At 60.6% G+C, this 18097-nt stretch carries 20 protein-coding genes; 10 read left to right on the top strand and 10 right to left on the bottom strand.

Annotated features, from left to right (window positions below; all coding sequences use genetic code 11):
* Positions 1 to 6 precede the first annotated feature (6 nt).
* Positions 7 to 519 carry a DUF934 domain-containing protein gene (locus AC1DE4_RS20810; protein ID WP_025659005.1) on the top strand — a complete coding sequence of 171 codons (513 nt, stop codon included), beginning with the start codon at positions 7 to 9 and terminating at the stop codon, positions 517 to 519.
* Between the two features lie 38 nt (positions 520 to 557).
* Complete coding sequence (locus tag AC1DE4_RS20805; RefSeq protein WP_025659004.1) at positions 558 to 1769, top strand: UbiH/UbiF family hydroxylase; 1212 nt, start codon at positions 558 to 560, stop codon at positions 1767 to 1769.
* Here AC1DE4_RS20805 and AC1DE4_RS20800 read toward each other — a convergent pair.
* The 5 genes from AC1DE4_RS20800 to AC1DE4_RS20780 all read right to left on the bottom strand — a co-directional run bounded on the left by AC1DE4_RS20800 (position 1749) and on the right by AC1DE4_RS20780 (position 4751).
* Positions 1749 to 2699, bottom strand: a complete 951-nt coding sequence (locus tag AC1DE4_RS20800) for an AEC family transporter (RefSeq protein ID WP_025659003.1) — start codon at positions 2697 to 2699, stop codon at positions 1749 to 1751. The genes AC1DE4_RS20805 and AC1DE4_RS20800 overlap by 21 nt on opposite strands.
* 40 nt (positions 2700 to 2739) lie before the next feature.
* Positions 2740 to 3489, bottom strand: coding sequence for a cytochrome c biogenesis CcdA family protein (locus AC1DE4_RS20795; RefSeq protein WP_025659002.1), 750 nt, complete (start codon positions 3487 to 3489; stop codon positions 2740 to 2742).
* Positions 3490 to 3656: 167 nt separating this feature from the next.
* Positions 3657 to 3941, bottom strand: a complete 285-nt coding sequence (locus tag AC1DE4_RS20790) for a hypothetical protein (RefSeq protein ID WP_025659001.1) — start codon at positions 3939 to 3941, stop codon at positions 3657 to 3659.
* A 221-nt stretch (positions 3942 to 4162) separates the two neighbouring features.
* The gene (locus AC1DE4_RS20785; protein WP_018858778.1) at positions 4163 to 4390 is read right to left on the bottom strand and encodes a hypothetical protein; all 228 of its coding nucleotides are present in this window, start codon (positions 4388 to 4390) and stop codon (positions 4163 to 4165) included.
* A 205-nt stretch (positions 4391 to 4595) separates the two neighbouring features.
* Entirely contained in the window at positions 4596 to 4751 is a 156-nt protein-coding gene (locus tag AC1DE4_RS20780; RefSeq protein ID WP_018858777.1) for an entericidin domain-containing protein, read from the bottom strand.
* A gap of 502 nt (positions 4752 to 5253) precedes the next feature.
* Between AC1DE4_RS20780 and msuE the strand changes: the two genes are divergently transcribed.
* From msuE to AC1DE4_RS20740, 8 genes are all read left to right on the top strand, one after another.
* Positions 5254 to 5817 carry an FMN reductase gene (gene msuE, locus AC1DE4_RS20775; protein WP_025658999.1) on the top strand — a complete coding sequence of 188 codons (564 nt, stop codon included), beginning with the start codon at positions 5254 to 5256 and terminating at the stop codon, positions 5815 to 5817.
* 19 nt (positions 5818 to 5836) lie between these two features.
* Entirely contained in the window at positions 5837 to 6007 is a 171-nt protein-coding gene (locus AC1DE4_RS20770; RefSeq protein ID WP_477882732.1) for a hypothetical protein, read from the top strand.
* Positions 6008 to 6027: 20 nt separating this feature from the next.
* On the top strand, positions 6028 to 6186 hold the full coding sequence (locus AC1DE4_RS20765; RefSeq protein ID WP_156932677.1) for a hypothetical protein: 159 nt from the start codon (positions 6028 to 6030) through the stop codon (positions 6184 to 6186).
* Positions 6187 to 6195: 9 nt separating this feature from the next.
* Positions 6196 to 6327 carry a hypothetical protein gene (locus tag AC1DE4_RS20760; RefSeq protein WP_280949572.1) on the top strand — a complete coding sequence of 44 codons (132 nt, stop codon included), beginning with the start codon at positions 6196 to 6198 and terminating at the stop codon, positions 6325 to 6327.
* A gap of 40 nt (positions 6328 to 6367) precedes the next feature.
* Positions 6368 to 6967: an RBBP9/YdeN family alpha/beta hydrolase gene (locus AC1DE4_RS20755; protein ID WP_025658998.1), complete on the top strand. Its 600-nt coding sequence runs from the start codon at positions 6368 to 6370 to the stop codon at positions 6965 to 6967.
* Between the two features lie 152 nt (positions 6968 to 7119).
* On the top strand, positions 7120 to 7779 hold the full coding sequence (locus AC1DE4_RS20750) for a peroxiredoxin (RefSeq protein WP_018858771.1): 660 nt from the start codon (positions 7120 to 7122) through the stop codon (positions 7777 to 7779).
* Positions 7780 to 7816: 37 nt separating this feature from the next.
* Positions 7817 to 9148, top strand: coding sequence for an LLM class flavin-dependent oxidoreductase (locus tag AC1DE4_RS20745; protein ID WP_477882729.1), 1332 nt, complete (start codon positions 7817 to 7819; stop codon positions 9146 to 9148).
* 239 nt (positions 9149 to 9387) lie between these two features.
* Entirely contained in the window at positions 9388 to 11037 is a 1650-nt protein-coding gene (locus tag AC1DE4_RS20740) for a Na/Pi cotransporter family protein (protein ID WP_192241953.1), read from the top strand.
* Positions 11038 to 11119: 82 nt separating this feature from the next.
* Here the strand turns inward: AC1DE4_RS20740 and AC1DE4_RS20735 are convergent, their stop codons facing one another.
* The 5 genes from AC1DE4_RS20735 to AC1DE4_RS20715 form a co-directional block, all read right to left on the bottom strand.
* Positions 11120 to 11992 (bottom strand): amino acid ABC transporter substrate-binding protein, encoded by an 873-nt coding sequence (locus tag AC1DE4_RS20735; RefSeq protein WP_018858768.1) that lies wholly within the window; start codon positions 11990 to 11992, stop codon positions 11120 to 11122.
* Between the two features lie 300 nt (positions 11993 to 12292).
* Positions 12293 to 13825 (bottom strand): FAD-dependent oxidoreductase, encoded by a 1533-nt coding sequence (locus tag AC1DE4_RS20730; RefSeq protein WP_477882726.1) that lies wholly within the window; start codon positions 13823 to 13825, stop codon positions 12293 to 12295.
* A gap of 876 nt (positions 13826 to 14701) precedes the next feature.
* Entirely contained in the window at positions 14702 to 16615 is a 1914-nt protein-coding gene (locus AC1DE4_RS20725; protein WP_477882725.1) for a heavy metal translocating P-type ATPase, read from the bottom strand.
* Between the two features lie 828 nt (positions 16616 to 17443).
* Positions 17444 to 17572: a hypothetical protein gene (locus tag AC1DE4_RS20720; protein ID WP_018858765.1), complete on the bottom strand. Its 129-nt coding sequence runs from the start codon at positions 17570 to 17572 to the stop codon at positions 17444 to 17446.
* Positions 17573 to 17955: 383 nt separating this feature from the next.
* Positions 17956 to 18084: a DUF2950 family protein gene (locus AC1DE4_RS20715; protein WP_477881805.1), complete on the bottom strand. Its 129-nt coding sequence runs from the start codon at positions 18082 to 18084 to the stop codon at positions 17956 to 17958.
* Positions 18085 to 18097 lie beyond the last annotated feature (13 nt).

Genomic DNA, 18097 nt, shown 5'->3' with positions numbered 1-18097 from the left:
GGGACGATGACCAAGATCTGGAGAGAAACCGGCTTCGTAGAGAACGATCCCTGGGTGATCGAGACTGAAGAGGTGAAGGCAGTCGAGGGGCAGAGACCCCTTCTCGGCCTGGACGAGCTGATCGCCAGGGCCGACGAGAGCAACGAGGTCGGCTTCGGCGTGCTGATCAAGCCGGCGGACGATATTCGCAAGCTCGAGCCCTACCTCTATCGGCTTGAGATCGTCGCTGTCGCCTTCCCGGCGTTCAACGATGGCCGGGCCTTCAGCCATGCATCCCTCCTGCGCGACCGCCTTGGATACACCAACGAACTGCGCGCCGTCGGCGACGTGCTGATCGACCAGATTCCGCTGATGCAGCGGGTCGGCATCGACAGCTTCGCTGTCACCAACGAGACTGCGATAAAGCGCCTCACGGAACATCGCCTGCCGGGAATTCCGCATCATTATCAACCGGCTGTGCGTGACGCGGACGCTGGCAAGGGCTATAGTTGGCGCCGTCAGGCGAAGCCGGCTGCATAAGCACCGGATCGCCGTCAAAGAATTGACGGAACGGTGCAATGAAGACTTTTGAAATCGCGGTGATCGGTGGCGGGCTTGCTGGCATGATCGCCGCCATCGCCTTGGCTCGCGGCGGACGCAACGTGGCTCTCGTTGCCCCGCCATCGCCGAGCCAGGACCGGCGCACGACCGCGCTCATGGATCAATCGATCCGTTTCCTCGACAGGTTGACCTTGTGGGAAAAGTTGCGGCCAGCGGCCGCGCCGCTTTCCACCATGCGCATCATCGACGGCACGAATCGCCTGCTGCGGGCGCCGATCACCACATTCCGTTCGGTCGAACTCGATCTTGAGGCCTTCGGCTACAATTTCCCGAACAAAGCCTTGATGGGGGTGCTGGAGACCGCAATCGCCGGTGAGGGGAACATCACGCGCTTTACCTCGTTTGCCGACGTGATCGATATCGGCACCGAGGCGGTGACGGTCACGCTTGCCGATGGCGAAATCCTGTCGGCGACGTTCGCGGTTGGCGCTGATGGGCGCAAGTCGAAGCTGCGCGAAACCGCCGGCATCGACGTTCGCACCTGGTCTTATCCGCAGTCGGCCATGGTGCTGAACTTCGAACACACGCTGCCGCATGAGAATATCTCGACGGAGTTCCATACGGAAAGCGGACCCTTCACTCAGGTGCCGCTGCCCGCCAATCGCTCCAGCCTCGTTTGGGTCCAGAACCCATCGGATGCCGTCGCCCGCAATGAACTCTCGCTCGTCGAACTGAGCAATGTCGTCGAGGAGCGCATGCAGTCACTGCTCGGTAAGGTGACCGTCGAGGAAGGTGTGCAGCTCTGGCCTCTATCAGGCATGATGGCCCATCGCTCCGGCAAGGGGCGGATTGCCCTCATTGGCGAGGCATCGCATGTCTTCCCGCCGATCGGCGCGCAGGGGCTGAACCTCAGCCTGCGCGATGTCATGGCGCTTCAGGACATTCTTTGCACGCGACCCGAACTGCCGATCGCGGCTGATGCCGGCGACCGTTTCGATCGGAAGCGTCGCGCCGATATCATGAGCCGCACCGCGAGCGTCGATCTTCTCAATCGCTCGCTATTGTCCGATTTCCTGCCTGTGCAGATGATGCGCGCTGCCGGCCTGCACATTCTGTCGGCACTCCCCCCACTGCGCAGCATTGTCATGCGTGAGGGCATCGAGCCTGGTCGTTCGTTCCGCGATATTCCCGGCGCGATCAAGGAAAAGCTAAGCCGGAAGAAAGCCTGATTTGATCGCAATCAGGAAGAGCGAGACGGTCACGACGGAAAGCGCCGTCGTGATCAGGATCGTTGCCGAAGCGCGTTCCTTCCAGACGCCATATTGCTGTCCGATGACGAAGACGTTGGTTGCCGTCGGCAGGGCGGCAAGCAGTACCGCGGCATAGATCCAGACCGGCTCGAAGCCACCGATGGCGGTCAGCGCGAGATAGACGACAATCGGGTGCACGATGAGCTTCGCCAGAACGATATAGCCGATTTCGGCCGGTATGCGCCTCACCGGCCGAAGCGCCAGCGTGACGCCCATGGCAAACAAAGCGCAGGGGGCGGCAGCCTGCGCGAGATAGTCGACGAAATGCTGGAATGCGGCCGGCTGATCGATGTGAAAGGCGGCAGCAACGAAGCCGAACGCCGTCGACAGGATAAAGGGGTGGAAGGCCACCTTCCGAGTAATGTCGATCGCCAGCCGTCCCGCGGAACGCCGGTCATCGCCTGCGGCTGCCATCAGCGCCGGCGCGACGATAAAGTGCAGCGCGTTCTCGAGGCAGACGATCAGCGCGACCGGGACGGCCGCTGCTTGGCCGAGCGCCAGCAGAGCGAGGCCAGGCCCCATATAGCCGATGTTGCCGTAGGCGCCGGCAAACGACTGGATCGTGCAGTCGGCGAGCGAATTACCCCGGATCCAGCGACCGATCGCGAACAGCGCAATGAAGATCGAATAGGTTGCCGCGAGATCGGTGGCGATGAAGTCGATCCTTGTCAGATCTTCGAAGGGCGTGCGTGAGACGAGCTTGAAGAACAACGCCGGCAGCGCTGCATAGATGATGAAGGTGTTCATCCAGCCGAGCGCGTCGGCCGGCTGCTTCGTCACCTTGCCTGCGATATAGCCAATGAGGATCAGGCCGAAGAACGGCAGGAGCAGACTAACAATGTCGAACAACGGCTATTCCAAATGCAAATTTCTGCAGGGTGATTTCGGCTTAGCCGATTTTCATCAGGATTGGAAAGGTCTGCTGGAACCAGATTGCGACGTCACTGACGAAACCGAACATGAAGGCGAGGCCGGTCAGGACGAGGAATACGCCCATGACTTTCTCGACCGTTCCGAGATGCCGGCGAAAGCGCGTCAGGAAGTTCATGAAGGCGCCGGAAAAGCCAGCGGCGATCCAGAACGGGATGGCAAGGCCGAGGGAATAGACGGCCAGCAGCCCAGCACCTGAGCCAACCGTCTCCCGCGAGGCCGCAACGCCAAGGATCGCACCGAGTACCGGACCGATGCAGGGTGTCCAGCCAAAAGCGAAAGCCAGGCCCATGATATAGGCACCGGTCAGCGTCGCGGGCCTGCCGCTGCCCTGGAAGCGCGCCTCGCGGGCCAGAATTCCAATCCGGAAGACTCCGAGGAAATTCAATCCCATGACGATGATGATCAGGCCGCCGATCTTTGCCAGGAGATCGAGATGCTGGCGAAGCGCCATGCCGATGCTGGATGCACCAGCTCCGAGCGCCACAAAAACGGTCGCGAAGCCGAGTGTGAAGAAAAGCGCCGAAAACAGCACGCCCCGCCGCGCGTCCGGGGCAACGGCAACGGCGCTGCCACCGCGAAACTGCTCGACGGAAATGCCGGCCATATAGCAGAGATAGGGGGGAACGAGAGGCAGGACGCAGGGCGACAGGAACGACAGCGCGCCGGCAAAAAGGGCGCTCAACAAGGAAATATCGGCAATCGACACTTAGGCACTCCGGCGGCAGGCAATGATGCGCGAAGTCCTATCGCAACCTAACCATCGGGGCCAATCACCTTTTTGCGCTTTCGTTGAAAAAGGAAGGAAGGACGCAGGATGCGGAAGCGGTGATCGTGCGCCGCCGGGCGCACCATGATTGCCTTCCGCACTACATGTTAGCGGTCGCGGCAGACCGTCCTGTATTTGGTGATGTAGTGGTGATGGCTCTTTTTCTGGTAGGGCTGGTCCCAGCACACCTGTCGCGCATAACGCGGGCGATAATAATCATCGCCATCATCGTCGTACGCATAGCGCGGGCCGTGCCTATAGTAGCGCGGCGGAGGCGGATCGTCATAATAGCGTGGGCCGGAGCCGAACTCGAAGTATACGCCGTCCGCGAAAGCCGGTGCGCTTACGAGCAGCGTCGCTAGTCCGGCGGCTGCAACAACTAGCTTTCTCATGATCGGTCTCCATCTGTATCTGTCAACGCAACGCTTCGGAGCGCTGATGGTTGGGCAGATTAGATGTGGCGAATGAATGCGCACTGAAACCGGCGTTCATGTCCCAGTCATGCGGATGATCGCGCCGAATCATGATTCGGTTGAGTTTGGTCGGCGGCAGACGCAGCGAAAGCAACCGCCTGGAGTCAGCGGCGCGCCATTTCTGTCGTTGCCGTCACCGCTCAGTGATCCGTATCCGAGATATGGGGAATGTGCAGTACCTGCCCATCGAGCAGGAGCAGAAAATGATCTTCATCGAGTCGATTCACGATCTCGCCTTCTTCGGTCATATAGTCGGTCTTGGGCGAAGGCGCGTTTTGGCCAGAAATCCTGATCTGCTGAATGACGACATAGGTTTTTCCTCTGTCGTCCTGACACCGAAACCGCCTTTCCTCTTTATAGTTCGACATCGCTAGGCCTCCATCGCATCCAGACGAATCTTTGCTTCGATCGATGCGATTTCAAGGCCCGCCGGCTATTTCCGTCGATTAACGCGAAGAGATTGAAACGCTCCTTTCGAACGCGCTCAGGTTGTCCACCAGAAAACGCGTCTCGGCGGGTTTCAGACCGGAAGCATGCAGGGTCCGGTTGTTGGCGGAGAAGCCATCAACGAGATTAGCGGGACGCAGCATTCGCTACACGATTGCCGGCGTTCTGGGTCGCATTGACGGTATTAGCCGTATCGCGCCCAATGCCCTTGATCGTGTTTGCGCAAGAACTCAGTGCCATGAGCATGCATAGGGCGGCGGCAACTTTGGCGGTGATCGTCATTGGGTTGTTTCCTGGTTGCAGACGATAGTTAATGCTCGAGAGCGCAAGTTGTTCAAAACGAACGACAATCGAAGGAGAAAAAGCGGGGGAAGGGACCAAGAAAAGCCCGGCGGGATAGAAACCACCGGGCCTTTTTGACGAACCTACATAGGCGATGCTGGTCCGGCAGCGCGGATTTCAAACGCTGCAATCACACAACGAGCGGCGCGGCCAAAGGTTCCAAGAAAAACGCGTATGCCGAGACAGAAAGCTTGCGGCACACCTTGGAACTTTTGAACGGCCGGGCCGTAGCAGGCGCACGCGATTACACAGTCTGGCCGTCGCTCTCTGCCGCCTCATAGGTTTGCTGTTCAACAGCTTAGGAGAGTTGCAGAAGCCAGGCTGCGTGACGGCGCGTCCGAGGGCATCGAATTTCACGGTTCTCCTAGATAACGGAACGTCATTTCTTTTGTTCATAAAATTTATAGACAATATTCGGTCTAACAACAAAGGAGAGAGATCTATGTCGCTGCGATTGGTGGGTATTGCCGGTAGCTTTAACCGTCCGTCCAAGACCTATGCCCTGGTCGAGCATATTGTGGGGCTTGCTGCTGAAAACTACGGCTTTTCAAGCAAGATCTACGATCTGAAGGACGTCGGTCCGTCGCTGGGCACTGCGCTCTGGCGTCGCGACCTGGATGAACAGGCCAGCCAGGTTCTCGATGATATCGTGAAGGCGGATGTCCTGGTCATCGGCTCGCCCACCTACAAAGGCTCGTATCCCGGCCTGTTCAAGCACTTGATCGATCTAATCGAGCCGAGCGAACTGCGCTCGAAGCCCATCATCATTTCTGCCACCGGAGGCGGAGACCGCCATGCCCTGATTGTCGAGCATCAGCTGCGGCCGCTGTTCGGATTCTTCATGGCCCACACGTTGCCGACGGCCGTCTATGCCGCTGACCGCGATTTCGTCGACTACAAAATCGCTTCGGAGGCGCTGTCTGGCCGCATCGGTTCTGTCGTCGATGAACTCGCTGCCTTCTCTTTCGTCCCGTCGGCAAGGGCCTCGCTTCAGGCGGCCGAATGAGATTTGGAGGAATGGTGGCATGGACAGTTCGGAGAAACGGGCGATGGGGAGCGAGCTTTGGAGCGTCTTCGACTTTGCGCGTCGCTATCGGCTGACGATGCGCGAGCAAAATCGACTGCTGACGCTGTTCGGCCCGGTCGCCAGTGCCGCGGACCTGCTTTCGAATGCGAGGCGCAACCAGCTGATCTGAGGTAGGGCAAGGAGAAAACGATGATGCAGTCTCTTCTTCTTTGGTTCCGGTCGATGGTCCTCATCGGACTTTCCCAACCGGCAGTCGCACCACGGTTTGAGCCGCATGGCGACGGCGAACTGACGGCACGCGACTATGAAATCTACTATTGGAGTTCGTCTCCGGCGCCTTGGTACTGAGGGATCGTCATGGCCGTTTTCGATGCTCGCCATATTGCTCCGCGTAGCCGGCTTGCCGATGCCGCGGCGGATGTGGCTGCTTCCGCGGCGACGGTGTTCGCCTTCGGGTTCCTATTCGCCATCACCCTCGGCGTTCTCTAGGAACAGATACTCCTTCACACAACGCGGATAAGGATTGATGATGGCGCCAGTACTTATTCTTCCCGGGCTCTTCGGATCAGAAGATGCGCACTGGCAAACCGCATGGCTGCGGGACCATCCCGAAAGTCGCCTTGTCGGGCAGGACAACTGGGATCATCCGCACCTCAGCCTCTGGCGGGCGAGGCTCGAGGCCGTGCTCGAAGATGCCGGTGAAGCCTATATCGTTGCTCACAGTCTTGGATGTCTGCTCGCGGCAAGCCTTGCCGGGCGGCCTGCTGCGGCGCGGGTGAGGGGAGCGCTGCTCGTGGCGCCGTGCGACCTGCTGGTGACTGAGAAGCTGCATCCCGGGCAGATTGCGTTTGGTACAATGCCGACGGCCGAGCTGCCGTTTCCGAGTATCGTCGTCGGCAGCCTGAACGATCACTACATGTCGCTCGATCGGCTGACACTGTTTGCCCGTCTCTGGGGCAGCGAGCTTCGCAATGCCGGTTTGGCCGGGCACGTCAATGTCGCCAGCGGCTATGGCCGGTGGCCGGGGGGCTACCGTGCCTTCGAAACCCTGAAAGCCAGAACGCGGCATCTCGATAAGATACCGCCGAAAAAGCCGTCTCTTGGTAGAGGGGCCTCGTCCGCGTGGTAGTCGATGTCATCGACGAGGCAACTGGCCGGCACGCGAACTTTGCGGCCATTGATCACCGGCATCGTGGCACAAGTGCTTGAACAGTGCCAGAAAACGACTACAGAATCGCCTGTCATTGAACACCAGCGCCATTTCCAACAAGGTCACTACTCATGAGCCTCCGCATCAACGATATTGCCCCTGATTTCACCGCCGACACCACACAAGGTCCCATTCAGTTCCACGACTGGATCGGTGACGGCTGGGCCGTACTCTTCTCGCATCCGAAAAACTTCACGCCGGTTTGCACGACCGAGCTTGGGGCGATGGCAGGGCTGGAGCCCGAATTCCGCAGCCGCGGCGCCAAGATCATCGGCATCTCCGTCGATCCGGTGGAAAGCCACAGCAAGTGGAAGAGCGATATCAAGACGGCGACCGGCTTTGATGTCGACTATCCATTGATCGGCGACAAGGACCTGAAGGTTGCCAAGCTCTACGACATGCTGCCGGCTGGAGCCGGAGAAACGTCGGAAGGCCGCACGCCAGCTGACAACGCAACCGTTCGTTCCGTCTTCATCATCGGCCCGGACAAGAAAATCAAGCTGATCCTCACCTACCCGATGACGACGGGGAGAAACTTCAACGAGATCCTCCGCGCGATCGACTCCATTCAGTTGACGGCAAAGCATCAGGTCGCGACGCCGGCGAACTGGCAGCAGGGCGATGACGTCATCATCACGGCTGCCGTCTCCAACGAGGACGCGGTAACGCGCTTCGGATCGTTTGACACGGTGCTGCCGTACCTGCGCAAGACCAAGCAGCCGCAGGCGTAGTCGGCGGGCACGGGCAGGCATAAGGCGGGACGACTTGATGGCACACGAGCGACAATTGCATCTCGGCGCCTTCATGCGCCCCGTCAGTCTGCATACCGGAGCCTGGCGCTATCCCGGCGCCTACCCGGACGCGAACTTCAACTTCAAGCACTTAAAGGAGTTTGCGCAAAGGCTGGAGGCGGCGAAGTTCGATGCCTACTTCATGGCTGATCATCTGGCCGTGCTCAACATGCCTTTGGAGGCACTGAAGAGGAGCCAGACGGTAACCTCCTTCGAGCCGTTCACACTGCTGTCGGCGCTTGCCGCCGTCACCGATCGGATCGGGCTCGTTGCGACAGCCTCGACGACCTTCGACGAGCCCTATCACGTTGCGCGCCGCTTCGCCTCGCTTGACCATATCAGCGCCGGGCGCGCGGGCTGGAACATTGTGACGACGGCTAATCCCGACGCCGCGCTGAATTTTGGCCTCGATGAACATGTCGAACACGGCGAACGGTATCGCCACGCCCGCGAGTTTTACGACGTCGTCACCGGCCTCTGGGACAGTTTCGCCGACGACGCATTTACGCGCGACGTGGAAAGTGGCCAGTTTTTCGACCCGACCAAAATGCATGTCCTCAATCACAAGGGCGAGGAGCTCAGCGTGCGCGGTCCGCTCAATATTGCCCGCCCGCCTCAGGGATGGCCGGTGATCGTGCAGGCGGGGCAGTCAGAGCCGGGCCGCCAGCTTGCCGCCGAGACAGCCGAAGTCGTCTTCTGCTCGCCGCGCGATCTCCCGGCGGCGCAATCACTCTATGCCGATATCAAGGGGCGGATGGCCGCCGTCGGCCGCGATCCTGATAGCCTCAAGATCCTGCCGGCCGCCTTCATCGTCATTGGCGACAGCATTGAGGAGGCGCGCGCGAAACGGGCGCTGCTCGACAGCCTCGTTCACTATGACAGCGCCGTCGCTTCGCTCTCGATCGCCCTTGGTCATGATGCTTCCGGCTTCGATCCGGACGGGCCGCTGCCTGAGATACCCGAGACGAACGCCAGCAAGACCGGCCGCGCGCAAGTGCTGAAGTTCACCCAGGAAGAGCAGTTGACCGTTCGGCAGCTCGCGCAGCGCTATGGGGGCTACGCGGGCCTTGCGTTCGTAGGAACGCCGGAAACGATCGCCGATGAGATGGCGCAATGGCTGACGGCACGCGGCAGCGACGGTTTCAACATCGTCTTCCCCTACCTTCCCCAAGGTCTCGACGATGTCGTTGATCGGCTTGTACCCGAGCTGCAGCGACGAGGCATTTTCAGGAGGGATTACGAGGGTGCGACGCTACGTGAACACCTTGGCCTATCTCGGCCCGCCAACAGGTTTTTTGCAAGCCGCTGAGTCGCAACAACTGGCGGAGAAGCATCCTCTTACGGCAAGGAGAGGCAAGGAGAGGCAAGGGGGGAGGCCGGCCGCCGCGGATCAGATCCGGAAAAGATAAGCACCGAATCGAAGGCCGCGCGTTGGCTTCCCGTGTGCTCACTCACCCAAAGGAAGGGCATTCCAAGCCCGCTTGCACGGCGAGGTTGGTCCTATTAGCTTGAAGAGATAAAGAGCGAAGCGAAGGGAGCCAAACGCCGATGTCGACAGCGGTTGCCATTCTCGGTGGAATTGGGCTCTTTCTCCTCGGCATGACCGTCATGACCGACGGCCTCAAGGCATTGGCGGGATCGGCGTTACGGACCGCCTTGGGCGCGGCAGTCGCCACGCCGCTCTCCGGCGCTTTCTGGGGCGCTGTCGTCACCTTGCTCGTCCAGTCGTCGAGCGCGGTGACGATGACGACGATCGGTCTCGTCAACGCCGGGCTCTTGACCTTCCCGCAGGGGCTTGGGCTCGTTTTCGGCGCCAATGTCGGCACAACGGGAACGGGATGGCTGGTTGCGCTGATCGGCGTGAGAGTCTCGCTCTCAGCCTACGCGCTGCCGATGATATTCATCGGAGCGCTGGCCAAGCTACTGAGCGGCGGGAGGATCGCGGCGGGGGGCAGTGCGCTTGCGGGTTTCGCGCTCATTCTTTACGGGCTGACGACGCTGCAGCAGGGCATGGGGGGGCTGGCGGAGACGTTGCATCCGTCCGATCTGCCCTCGGTGCTTGGTTCTCCGGGAGTTAGCTGGGGTGCGGGTTTGGCTGGCCTCATGATGCTGATCGGCGTTGGCTTGGCGATGACGGCGGTCATGCAGTCCTCGACGGCGGCGATCGCCGTGACCATTTCCGCCTTCTACGCCGGGGCAGTGAGCCTGGAGCAAGGCGCAGCACTGATCATCGGCCAGAATATCGGGACGGCGACGAGTTCCGCCTTAGCCGCGATCGGCGCCAGCACGACGGCCAAGCGCCTCGCCCTGGCCTATGTGCTGTTCAAGATGATCGCGGCGCTTATCGCGATCATCGCCTTTCCGTTCACGACTGTACTGATGAAACGCTTTTCCGCGTCGGTCGACGGGATGACGCAGCTTGCTGCCTATCACACGGCCTATAACGTCGTAGGGGTTGCGGTGCTGCTTCCGGCGACGCAATGGTTTACCCGCGTTGTCGAGCGTATGTTGCCGTCGAGGCAGACAGCCGTTCAGCGCGCGCTTGATCCAAGCGCCCTTGCCAGTCCGGTCATCGCGATCGAGACGGTCAGGCGCGTCCTGGCGGACGTCCTCGCGATGAACACTGCCTCGGTTTCTGCTGCGCTCTCAGGCCCGACGAGGCTTGCGACCGGAGGCGTTTCGACCGGCATTGTGCTGACGGAGATACGGGATTTTCTCTCCGAATTGAAGGAGCCGCCCGAGACTGAGGATGAGCGGTTGCGCATGACGAGCATGCTGCACGCGCTCGATCACGCTTCGCGCCTTGCGGACGTCCTGGAGGAGGGGGAGCTCCCCGGCCGGCCGGTCGAAGCCGTTCTCGAACGCCGCGCGACCGAGCTATGCGCACGTGTGATGATCGCGGCCGAAGCGATTGGTCGCTCGATCACTTCTGAAACGGCCCTCAGCGCGCAGGCCGCGGCTATCGGTTGGAGCGTGTCACCCGAGGTCGCCGCGACGCTTTCGGACGCCGAACGGGCGGCAAAAGAACTCAGCGCGCTGAAGCAGGACCATCGCGCGACAACTCTTGCCTCGGTTGCACTGGGAGAGCTGGTAGCTGCAAGTGCCTTCGCGCGGATCGACGCCGCTCGACGACTCGACCGAATCGCGCATCACACCTGGCGGTTGGCTGCCCATCTTCTCGGGCGCGGCGGGCATTAGCCATCAGGATACCCCTTTGCGGTCGGTCGTTCCGCAAGGCGGTGCAGCTGCTTGTGTAATCCCTTGATTGAGGTGATTAAAATCAATCGGGAACATGCTCCATGATGATTTGCGTGTGCAGCATCGGCGCCTCGGATCCGAAATAGCCTTCCAGCAGCGGCAGAAAATCGTCCGACAGATAGAATGCCGTCAACGCACGGTCGGCCAGCAGGCGGAAGTCGGCGTCGTCGCGACGCAGCGCTATTGCATAGGGTTCATGCGTAAAGAGCCGATCACCGATCTCGAGCGACGATGAATCGCGTGCCCTCTTGGCCAGGCTGATGAGTAGCACCTGATCGGCGATATAGGCGTCGATCTTGTGATCCTCCAGCGCCTTAAGCCCATCCTCGTGCGTTTCGAAATCGGAAAGCTTCGTCTTCGAGGCTTGGATGGCCAACGCCTCGCGCAGGGTCGTTCCAGTTGTTGTGCTTGCCCGCACCCCGATTACCCGTGTGGAGGGGACACGCTGGCTGACCGGGCGAACAGCGGGCTTCTCGAGAAAAAGAGTCTGCAGATAGTTAGGCGAATCTTTGCGGAGCAGCGCGGTCGCCCCCGTCAGAAAGATTGGCTGTGAGAAGTCAACGATTTCTCGCCTCTTCAAATTGACTGTGATCGCGCCGCAAAGCAGGTCGATCTGTCCGTTTTTCACTGCATCGAAGCCGTTGGCGAGCGTCATTTCAACGTATTCGCGCTTCAGTTGCGGAACCCGATACTCTATTTCGTCGGCGATCTTGCCACACAGGTCGATGGCATATCCCGTCGGATCGGCGCCCGATTTGACGGAGGAAAAGGGCGCCTCGTCGGTAATGTAGCCGATACGCACACTGCCGCGCTGGGTGACCGTATCGAGCGTCGCAGCGCCGGCCGCGATCGCGGAAAGCCACAGGGCAACATTCGCCAGCAGAAATCGTCTCATGCACTTTGCCATGGGCATGAACCTCACCACGAAAAAAACGGCGATCTAAAAGGCGTACGCGCAGATTATGGGCAGTCAGCCATTTGTCAACTCAGGGCACCTCGCTGTCGCGGGACGGAAAAGCCCCATCTTGCACTGCAGGTCGGGCGCCTGGATCAACATGTGAAGCCGTTGGCAGCCATTACAGCGGCGCGCGTGACGCCCACGTCGGCAGCCCACACGGTGCTGCTTTATGGATCAACTCCACGGCGCTATTTTGCGACAGGAGAGATCCGGGTTGGCATAGAGCCATTACGCGCGTTATGCCTTGTTGTGTTCCATCGCCAGTTCTGCCTCGAGGCTTTCCGCATCGCGGAAGATCGTGACAACCGCCAGAACGCGTCCGCCGTGCGTGAAGCGCAGGAGGCAGTCCTTCGCAGCAATGTCGCCCTCGATCTCGATCGCGTCCCATCTCTCGGCGTGTCCGACATAATTGATCGGGATGTCGTAATGCTGGCTCCAGAAAAACGGCACATCCGTGAACTCCTTCCGGCGTCCGAGCATGTTCAGCGCAGCGGTAGCACCCTGCCGCTCGGCCACGACCCAATGCTCAACTCTGATGTTCTCGCCGCTGTGGGGGTCGGGCCACCGCGCGATATCGCCGGCCGCATATATCCCCGGCGCGCTGGTCTCCAGATAGGCATCGACCAGGACACCCCGATCGATGGTAAGCCCCGCTCTTTCGGCGAGATCGACCCGCGGGCGCACGCCGATGCCGGCAACGACCAGGTCGGCAGTCAGCGTGCTGCCGCTCGTCAGCAAAACCTCGCTGGCGCCGATGCTCGCAGCGGTATCTTTCAAATGGAAGACGACACCATGTTCATCATGCAGGGCGCGGATGAAGTCGCCCATCTGGGGACCTAGCACCCGTTCCATCGGCCGTTCCTCAGGCGCCACGACATGCACTTCGACACCGCGGGTCCGAAGCGCGGCAGCGACCTCGAGGCTGATGAAGCTGGCGCCCAGCACGACAGCGCGCCGCGCCGCGCCGCTCTGCGCGATGATCGCGCGACTGTCGGCAAGCGAGCGCAGTGTGTGGACATGAGGCTGGTCGGCACCCGGTATGCTGAGGCGCACCGGTTCGGCGCCGGTCGCTAGCAGCAATTTGTCGAAGGCGACCCGGCCGCCATCGGCGAGCACGACCTCTCTGGCGCGGACATCAATGTCGGCAACCTTCGTTCCGAGGCGTACCTCGATGCCGTTCTTGGCATAAAAGCCTTCCGTGCGCAGTGGGATCCAGTCTTCGGGAGCCTTGCCCGCAAGATAGTCCTTCGAGAGGTTGGGGCGGTCGACCGGCAACGCCTCGTCGTCGCTGATCATGACGATGGCGCCCTGATATTGTTCGCGCCGCAGTCTTTCGGCTGCGGCAAARGCCGCCGCGCCACCGCCGACGATGACGATTCTTCCCGGCAAGACCTCGGCATTGCTATCGCGCGAGGCTTGCGACGATTTCTTGCGTTTATCGCCAACGAAAATCCTATCGCCGCGCTGCTCGACCGACCAGCACGTGAGCGGCGACAGGGCCGGTGCGCGCAGGGCCTCTCCGGTTCGCAGGTCGAAGCAGGCATGATGCCAGGGGCAACGAACACTGTCGTCGACAACCAGGCCGTCGACCAGCGGTCCGCCATAGTGCGAACAGGTGGCGGCAACGGCAAATATCTCTGCTCCACGACGCACGAGAAGCACGGGCTCGCCGTCTTTGTGACCAACCAGCTTGCCTCCATCGGGAAGGTTGTCGAGTGCTATTCCGAGGGCGAGATCGGGTCCCTTCGGATCTGAGCGGCTATCGGTCATTTTCTCCTCCGTCAAAAGGCAGCTGCCGGTATCGCCTGCTGCGAGGAGGTTGCCCAGGCAGCTCCCTTAAATTCTCGGGCTATTCTGCCCTTTAGGTAAGTGAATATGGCTCGAAGTAAACGTCGCCAAATACATCTGGAGTCGCTTTCGCTGTTTCCAATGATGCCGCGTTCGGAACAGGTGGCCCGCTTGTTTCGCACCTTGACCCAGCGCAAGCTTGAGGACCCCAGGGAGGGCAGCGATTATCTACAAAGCTGTCCAGCGCGACATGGCGGTGGAGTTTTCGGACTCGCCATCAAATCGCTGCGCCTTGGGCGCCGCGCCAGTTCGTCGCGCGAGGGTGCAGCGAATTTCCTCGGATTGTGCTTGTCGAGCTTAAAATGAGGTTGTCTGGATAGAACGCAACCGCCTCGGGCAACGCTCTCCTTGTGACAGTCTAGGGGCGTCCAATACGATGCAAGTCACTGCGCTGCAGCGTTGTGCTGCAAAAGCGCGGAGCCTTCCATAATGAGATATCTACAGGAAAAACTGACATCCAAACGAAACGACGGCAATGGCCAATGGCATCGTTAGCATGGCGATGCTTTGCCAGTCGGTTTGATGTCCATAGTCTCGCGCTTCCGAGTTCATTCCAGCTACCCCCTCATGGAAGCAGCCTACCCGACTTAGTGGCCGTGTCGTCTCAAAATAAGTTTCTGGTTGTAATATTCGCGGCAGATCGAGACCGCGTTCGGCGCTCAGCCTAAACCTTTCTGACATCTTGCAATTTGAGGCTTTCAATGACGGGCTTCCGGTCCCTCAAAGGTATTGCCGCGTGCATCGCCGATGCAGATCGGCGTCGAGACACCATATGCGTCTCAGCTAGGGAGAGGCTAGTCATTGAGAGGCACCGTAGCGTTCTGCCCGGGATTGGAGCTCGACAGGGTTAACCCGTGTGCCCACTGCCGACACGTTTCTTGGTGTTATTCGCAGCGCGCGCAAGGCGTTCAGGATGACCGCAACATCGATTGCCTCCTGAAGGAGCGCGCCCTGGACTGGCGTGAGGTAGCCAAGGGCTGCGGCAACCATTCCGGCCATGGAAAGACCGATGCCCGCGAAGACGCTTTCGAGCGCGATCCCGCGTGATCGCTTAGCCACTTCTAGCCCCGAAACGAGCCGACCGAGGTCGTCAACCAGCAGAACAACGCTAGCAGCTTCGGCGGAGGCAGCCGCCCCCCGTGCTCCCATTGCTACGCCGATATCGGCGGCCGCCAATGCGGGAGCGTCGTTGACGCCGTCGCCCACCATCATCACCGGCCCGTTCTTGCGTTCGGTCAGCACCAGAAGAACTTTCTTGTCGGGCGTCAGGTCGGCGCGGACGGCATCAAGCCCGAGCCCTTCAGTAACGGCCTCGGCGACGGCGTGACGGTCGCCTGTGGCAAGCACAATCCGTCTAATGCCACTGCGGCGGATGCCGGAAAGGAAGCCTGCCGTTTCCCGGCGCAACGGGTCGGACAGGACCAGATTTCCCGCGAGCTGGCCGTCCACCGCGACCGCGACCAGCACAGAGCCCGCTTCGGATTCCTGATCCGGAGCCCGCGATCTGCCAATCTTGCTGATCACGAAATCTGTCCCGCCCACGACGACGGATCGGCCGTCCACCTGAGCCGCGACCCCGTCTCCTGGAACTTCCTCGATATGCGTCGGTATTGGCAGGGGCATGCCCTGCGCGCGTGCCGAGGCAACGATCGCCTGTGCCATGGGGTGCTTCGATGCCTGATCGGCTGCCGCAGCCAAGCGAAGCACTTCACCCGGCTGCAAGTCGGCATAAGTGTCGACCGACACAATCTGCGGACGGCCGTCCGTCAGTGTGCCGGTCTTGTCGAGGATCAATGTTTGGGCCTGCGTGAGTGCCTCGAGGGCCCTCGCGCCCTTGATCAGCACGCCAAAGTGCGTTGCCCTCGATAGGCCCGCGACCAGCGCGACCGGCACCGCAAGGATCAGAGGGCAGGGTGTGGCTACGACCAGCACGGCTACGGCCCGGATTGGGTCATCGGTCATCCACCACGCGGCAGCGGCAAGCGTGGCCGTAACGACGAGGAACAGGATCGAATAGCGATCTGCCAGTCGAGACATCGGCGCCTTCGACCGCTGCGCCTCCTCGACCAGACGGACGATTCCTGCATAGGTGCTCTCCGCAGCGCGGCGGCTTGCGCGCAGATCGAAGGCATCACCCACATTGGTCGAGCCGCTCATCGCCTCTTGCCCGTGCATCAGTCTCACAGGCATCGATTCACCTGTCATGGCTGACTGGTCGACGACCGCGCGCGCGCTCTCGACAGTTCCGTCGACAGGCGCGACGTCCCCTTGCCGAATGAGGAGAAGGTCGCCGGGTGCGATTTGGTTGAGCAACACCTCTTCCAACGCGCCGTCGCGGTATCGGGCGGCGGTGCGTGGAATACGTGAGAGGAGGTCTTGCATGTTGCGGCGGGCACGGCCTTCGGCAAAGCTCTCGAGGAATGTGCCTCCAGTGTACATCAGCGCGACGACGGCCGCGGCGAGCGTCTCACCGAAGACAAGCGCGGCCGACATGGACAGAGCCGCCACGATGTCGAGGCCGACCTCGCCTCTCCAGAGGCTTCGGACAATCTCGATGATTAGGACGGCAAGGACAGTAACGACCCCCGCGACCCAGACCATCTCGGCGAGATCAACATTTCCGGCAAGCCTCAGGCTGGCCCCAACCGTAAGGCCGGTAAGGGCAACAGCCAGAATGGCAATCTTGAACCTGTCCCTGCCTTGCCCGCTCATCTCGCCTTCGGTTCACTGGTTTATGTTACCCCGACTCAGGGCGCCCGGAATTGTGCCCGAGCGTTTGTCGCAGTTCTCATCGCCGTTGATGAGGAGTGCGTCCAGGCCGACTTTAGGGGGCATTGAGGCGCCCTCCAAGTGTTCTTGACCACCAGCACACTCACTCGTCCAAGCATCATCCAGCCTGCTGTCACCACGGTCATGCCGACGAGGCATTCAGCGGCCGCGACGCGCCGAGGAGGCCATCTGTATGCGAGAGCCCCCAGATCGACAGTCGCCGGAGGTCACATAGCGGCTTCGACGTGCAGCCAAATGACACGCGGATGTAACCGAACTACAGAGGCTTCAAGCACATGTCGATCGCGGGTCGGGAGCAGCCGAAATCGAAGCCCTCCTGAAAATGCCGAGGCCGCGGCTATTGTCGCGGCCTGGCTGTAGAACAGAGAAGCGCAAGGCTCGACGGGGTTCTGAGGGGCCCTGAGTTAACCCTGCTCACAGAGGGACTGCGAACAAGTTTCAGAATAACCTATTGGGGCGAAGGGCAGGATGCCTCCGTTTGAGGGGGAGGGCTAGTCATTCGGTGGGAGGCGCAAAGGACGAGGCCCGCAGGGGTGTGCACGGACCTCGGAACACTATCACAGGAAGTGGCCGCATTTTCTGGCCGGGGTCATAAAAGCACAGCCGACCATCGATCGCACGTACGCCAATGTTGGTAACTGGCGCTACAGCTGGTAGGAACTGTTTCGAGAGTTCTGAGAGGCGTAGGCGTTGCGGCCGAGTTCACCCCTTGGGTGTCTCCCGATCAGGCAAGATCTTCGTCTGACAAGACTAGAAAGTGGTTTCCTGCACCAACCACCAGACAGGAAGAAATGCCAACGCGATCGCTGCCAGCCAGACCGAGGCGAACTTGATCAGGTACTGCCGTCTCGCTTTGGCTTCGTTCCACTCGTAGTACATCGCCAACTCCCAACTTTAGCCTGTTGTTACTGGAGCATTGCTTTAACGGCGAGTCGAGTGCGGAACTGCAACACTCGTGATCTCGCTTGGGGGGCGGTTTCCAAAATCGGGTCCGCAAACCCTATTCCTGACGCCGCGAGGTGGTTCGTCGCGCCTGGCGGCTACGGAATTTGCAGCAGTGGCGAACATCGCCCAGATGTCGTCTGAGAAGTCTCAATTTAGGCGCCAATCGCAGCGCCGCTCGCGCCTGGCAACTCGTAGCCATAGACGGACGAAAGGAATGCAGGCTTGTCTTTCCCAGTCACAGGCGGCAAAGGACGCATCGCATTCGAATTTTGTCCGAACGTTGCGAAATGACTCCCATCGGCGGGGCGGTGCCAAAATCAGTTGGGTACGATGTCCCATTTTTCGTCAGGGTTGAAGCGCGTCATTTTCGCGACCGCCGCGGCGGTGTTGGTGCCGAGATCGCGTTCGTAGACGACGCCCTTCTCGCTCACCAGGAACGTCTTCACTCCCGTCTCACCG

Source organism: Rhizobium sp. 10N414, assembly GCF_056394785.1.
The sequence above is the reverse complement of the archived record's forward strand: the minus strand, read 5'-3'. Positions and strand labels throughout refer to the sequence as shown.